Genomic DNA, 5,702 nt, shown 5'->3' on the forward strand with positions numbered 1-5,702 from the left:
ACACCGCTGATCGTCCGGCCGTCCAGGGCCTTCGCGAGGGCCTCGCGGTCGGCGGCGTCGCAGGCCACCACCTCAGTGCGGGCACCCAGCTCCGCCAGCTCGTCCACCAGCTCGGACGCACCTCCACGACGGCTCAGCAACAGCAGCTCCCGCACGCCGTGTTCGGCCACCAGATGGCGTGCGACGAGGCGGCCCAGACCGCCGGTCCCACCCGTGATCACCACGGTTCCCGTGCCCCAGCCCGAGGAGGGCCCGCCGGGGGCCACCCGGGCGAGTCGGCCCACCCGCACGACACCATCGCGGGCGGTGAACTGGAATTCGCCGCGGTCCAGTTGAGCGCAGAGGACGGGCAGCGCCGTCTTCACGTCCGACGCGCGCTCGACATCGAGCAGGGCGAACCGGCCCGGGTTCTCCGCCTCGGCCGCCCGGACGAGACCCCAGACCGCGCCGCCGACGAGGCCGGCGACCTCACCGCCCGGCACCGCACCGCGGGTCGTGAACACCAGGCGGGAGTCCGCGAACCGCGGCTCGGCCAGCCACTCCTGCACCAGGCCCAGCGCCCACGCCGTCACCTCGTGCACGTCCGAGGGCGTCGAACCGCCCGGCACCGGCACGAGCACGACCTGCGGCACCTCGCCGGTCACGTCGGCGAGCGACGGCACGTCCTCGCCCAGGGTGACGGCCCGCACGGGCCCGGCGTCCCGCGACGGGACGTCCACCCAGTCGAGCCGCAGCAGCGCCCCGGCCAAGCCGCTCCGCTCGGTCACGGCGGACGGCTCGGCCAGCGTCAACGACCCCGCCGACAGCACGGGCCCGCCCGCCGCGTCCGCGACCTCGACGGTCACCGTGTCCGCACCCGCCCTCGCGACCCGCAGCCGCACGACGGCCGCGCCGGTCGCGTGCAGTGCCACGTCGCGCCAGCCCGTGGGCACCAGGCGTGCGCCGTCGTTCGCCCCGGTCAGGGCGGCGATCTGAACGGCCGCCTCCAGCAGCGCCGGGTGCAGCCCGTACGGCGCCGCGTCCTCGGCGCGGCCCGGCAGGACGGCCTCCGCGAACACCTCGTCGCCCCGCTGCCACACCGCCTGCAGCGTGCGGAACGCCGGGCCGTGGTCCAGCGGGTCGTGGCAGGACTCCGGATCCACGGCCACCGCGTCCGCCGGGGGCCAGGCCGAGGCGTCGAAGCCGCCCTCCGGCTCGCCGACGGCCAGCGTGCCGGTGGCGTGGCAGGTCCACGGACCGTCCACCGCGTCCTCCGACCGGGCGTAGCAGCTCAGCGCACGCGTCCCGGCCTCGTCCGGCGCGCCCACCACCAATTGGACGACGACGGCGCCGTCCTCGGGCAGCGCGAGCGGCTCGGCGAGCGTCAGCCGCTCGACCCGGTCGCAGCCCACCTGGTCGGCGGCCCGGACGGCCAGCTCCAGGAACCCGGTCGCCGGGAAGACGGCCGCGCCGCCCACCCGGTGGTCGCCCAGCCACGGCTGCGCCTTCAGCGACAGCCGGCCGGTCAGCAGCACGCCACCCGAGTCGGCCGGGGTGACCACCGCGCCCAGCAGCGGGTGCTCGGCGGGTCGCAGGCCCGCGCCGGTCACGTCGCCCGTGTGCGCGGCCTGGGCGGGCCAGTAGCGCTCGTGCTGGAAGGCGTACGTCGGCAGGTCGACGCGCCGGGCGCCGGTCCCGTCGAAGACCCGGGCCCAGTCGACGGGCACGCCGACGACGTGGAGGCGGGCGAGCGCCGTCAGCAGGACGCCTTCCTCCGGCCGGTCGGGGCGCAACGCGGGTGCCGCGACGCGGCCGGCGCCCTCGTCGAGGTTCTGCTCGGCGAGGGCGGTGAGCACACCGCCGGGGCCGAGCTCCAGGTAGTCCGTCGCGCCGGCCGCGTCGAGGGTGCGGATCCCGTCGGCGAAGCGGACGGCCTCGCGCACGTGACGCACCCAGTAGTCGGGGGTGGTGAAGTCCGCGCCCAGGGTGCCGGTCAGGTTGGAGACCAGCGGGATCGAAGGGGCCTGGTACGTCAGCCCGTTCAGGACCTCACGGAAGTCCGCCAGCATCGGGTCCATCAACGGCGAGTGGAACGCGTGCGAGACCTTCAACCGCGTCGTCTTGCGATCGGCGAAGTGCGCCTCGATCGCCACGACCGCCTCCTCCGCGCCCGAGACGACCACGGACGACGGACCGTTGACGGCGGCGATCGACACGAACTCACCCAGCAACGGCAGGACTTCCTCCTCCGCCGCCTGCACCGCCAGCATCGCACCACCCGACGGCAGCGCCTGCATCAGCCGGCCACGAGCACCGACCAGCGCGCAGGCGTCCGCCAGCGAGAACACCCCGGCCACATGCGCCGCCGCGATCTCACCGATCGAGTGCCCAGCGACGAACTCGGCTCGCACGCCCAGCGATTCGACGAGCCGGTAGAGCGCCACCTCGACGGCGAACAACCCGGGCTGGGCGTAGGAGGTCTCGTTGATCAGCTCCTCGTCCGAGCCCCAGAGCACATCGCGCAAGGGCACGTCCATCGCCGCACACACCGCGTCGAACGTCTCCGCGAACACCGGGAACCGGGCATACAGCTCCCGCCCCGTCCCCAGCCGCTGCGACCCCTGCCCGGAGAACAGCAGCGCGAGCCTGCGCTCCCCCGCCGCGCCGCGCGCCACCTCGGTGCCGTCCAGCAGCACCGCCCGGTGCGCGAACCGCGACCGCCCGGCCAGCGACAGCCCGACGTCCGCCAGCGATCCCTCCGGCTCGGCGAGCCCGGCCAGTTGCGCGTCCAGCGCGGCCTCCGACGCTCCCGAGACCACCCACGGCACGACGCCCGGAGCCACGGCCGCTTCCTCGGCCTGATCCACCACCGGCGCCTGCTCGACGATCACGTGGGCGTTCGTCCCGCTGATCCCGAACGACGAGACCCCGGCCCGGCGCGGGCGCCCGGCCTCGGGCCACTCGCGGGCCGCCGTCAGGAGCTCCACCGCGCCCGCCGACCAGTCGACATGCGAGGACGGCGCGTCGACGTACAGCGTCTTCGGCAGCACGCCCGCCCGCATGGCCTCCACCATCTTGATCACGCCCGCGACCCCGGCCGCCGCCTGGGTGTGCCCGAGGTTGGACTTCACCGAGCCGAGGAACAGCGGGAGTTCGCGGTCCTGCCCGTAGGTCGCGAGCAGCGCCTGCGCCTCGATCGGGTCGCCCAGCGTGGTCCCCGTGCCGTGCGCCTCGACCGCGTCGACCTCGGCGGCCGACAGCCCGGCGTTGGCCAGCGCCTGGCGGATCACCCGCTGCTGGGACGGGCCGTTGGGAGCAGTGAGGCCGTTGGACGCACCGTCCTGGTTGACGGCGCTGCCGCGCACGACCGCCAGCACCGGGTGCCCGTTGCGGCGGGCGTCCGAGAGCCGCTCCAGCACCAGCACGCCGGCGCCCTCCGACCACCCCGTGCCGTCCGCCGCGTCGGCGAACGCCTTGCAGCGCCCGTCCGGGGCGAGCCCGCCCTGGCGGGTGAAGCCGAGGAAGCTCATGGGCGTGGACAGGACGGTCACGCCACCGGCCAGGGCCAGCGTGCACTCGCCACTGTTGAGGGACTGCGCGGCCAGGTGCATCGCCACCAGCGAGGAGGAACAGGCGGTGTCGATCGTGAGCGCCTGGCCCTCCAGCCCGAAGCAGTAGGACACCCGGCCCGAGATCACGCTGTTGGCCAGCCCGGTGCTCGCGTGGCCCTCCACCTCCTCCCGGGAGTTCATCACCAGCGAGGCGTAGTCCTGGCCCGTCGTGCCGACGAAGACGCCCGTCCGGCTGCCGCGCAGCGCGGTCGGGTCGATGCCCGCCCGCTCGAAGGCCTCCCAGGACGTCTCCAGCAGGAGCCGCTGCTGCGGGTCCATCGCGAGGGCCTCGCGCGGCGAGATGCCGAAGAAGCCCGCATCGAAGTCCCCGAGGCCGGCGAGGAAGCCGCCCTGGCGGGTGGCGCTCACCCCGTGGCCGGTGCCGAAGAGCGCGTCGAGGTCCCAGCCGCGGTCGGTCGGGAAGTCGGTGATGCCGTCGCGGCCCTCGCTCAGGAGCCGCCAGAGGTCCTCGGGGGTCCGCACTCCGCCGGGCAGACGGCAGGCCATGCCGACGATCGCGATCGGCTCGCCGGCATCGGCGGTGGTGGCGGCCGCCGGGGCCGCCACGTCGTCCTCCTCGTCGAGGAGTTCACCGAGCAGGTGCGCGGCGAGGGCCTGCGGGGTCGGGTAGTCGAAGACCATGGTCGCCGGGAGCCGGAGCCCGGTGACGTCGGCGAGGCGGTTGCGCAGCTCGATCGCGGTGAGGGAGTCGAAGCCGAGGTCCCGGAACTCCCGTCCGGGGTCCACCGCTCGGCCCGAGGCGTGGCCCAGGACGCCGGCGGCCTCCGCACGGACGAGGTCGACGAGGTGACGCGGCCGGTCGCCCTCGCGCAGCTCGACGAGGCGGGCCGTGAGCGCGGCGCCCGTGCCCGTACTGCTCACGGCGGTACGGCGCCCGGCGGGCAGGAGGGCACGGAACATCGTGGGCACCTCGCCGCGCGGGCGGGCCCCGGCGGCCATGCGGCCGGTCGCGACCAGGTACGGCTCGTCGACGGCCATGGCGGCGTCGAGCAGCGCGAGACCGTCCTCCTCGGCCAGGGGCGGGACGCCGGAGGAGCGGATGCGGTGCAGGTCGGCCTCGGAGAGCGTCCCCGTCATGCCGGCCGTCGGCACCCACGCGCCCCAGCCCAGGGACTGGGCAGCCAGGCCCTGGCGGCGGCGCCAGTGCGCCAGCGCGTCGAGGTAGACGTTCGCCGCCGCGTAGTTGCCCTGGCCGGCGCTGCCCAGGACACCGGAGACGGAGGAGAACAGGACGAAGGCCTTGAGGTCCTGGTCCTCGGTCAGCTCGTGGAGGTTCCACGCCGCGTCCACCTTCGGGCGCAGGACGGCCGACAGTCGCTCGGGCGTCAGTGCGCTCACGACGCCGTCGTCCAGCACACCGGCCGCGTGCACCACGCCCGTGACCGTCCGGCCGTGCAGCGCCCCGGCGAGCGCCTCCCGGTCGGCGGCGTCGCAGGCCACCACCTCGACGTCGGCGCCCAGCGCGCGCAGTTCCTCCAGCCACGCGCCGGCGCCACCGCGGCGGCTCAGCAACAGCAGGTCCCGGACGCCGTGTTCGGCCACCAGATGGCGTGCGACGAGGCGGCCGAGGCCGCCGGTGCCGCCCGTGACGACGACCGTTCCCTCGCCCCAGCCCGCGGACGAACCGCCGCCCGCAGCGCGGGTCAGCCGACCGACGCGCACGGCGCCCTCGCGGACCACCACCTGCGACTCGCCGGTCGCCAGCACGGCGTCCAGCGGGAGCTCGCCGTCCGCGTCCACGAGGACGAACCGGCCCGGGTTCTCCGACTCGGCGGCCCGCACCAGGCCCCACACGGCACCGCCGACGAGGTCGGACACCTCGCCGCCCGCCATGGCGCCCCGCGTGACGAAGACGAGGCGCGCGTGCGCGAACCGCGGTTCGGCCAGCCACTCCTGCACCAGGCCCAGCGCCCACGCCGTCACCTCGTGCACGTCCTCCGGCGTCGAACCGCCCGCCACCGGGACCACCACGGCACCCGGCACGTCGTCCGTCAGCTCGGCGAACGACGCCACGTCCGCGCCCAGCGTCACCGCCGTCACGCGCTCACCCGCGCGCGACGGCGCGGGCACCCACTCCAGCCGCAGCAGCGA

The 5,702-nt window shown here is 75.5% G+C and carries 1 protein-coding gene; it reads right to left on the reverse strand.

The annotated features are described in order from the left end of the window. Nucleotides 1–5,651 (reverse strand): SDR family NAD(P)-dependent oxidoreductase (locus ACIRYZ_RS46060; RefSeq protein WP_402955610.1); only part of this gene is annotated, 5,651 nt, incomplete at its 3' end. Nucleotides 5,652–5,702: the final 51 nt, after the last annotated feature.

The organism is Kitasatospora sp. NPDC101155, assembly GCF_044768305.1.
Lineage (GTDB): Bacteria > Actinomycetota > Actinomycetes > Streptomycetales > Streptomycetaceae > Kitasatospora.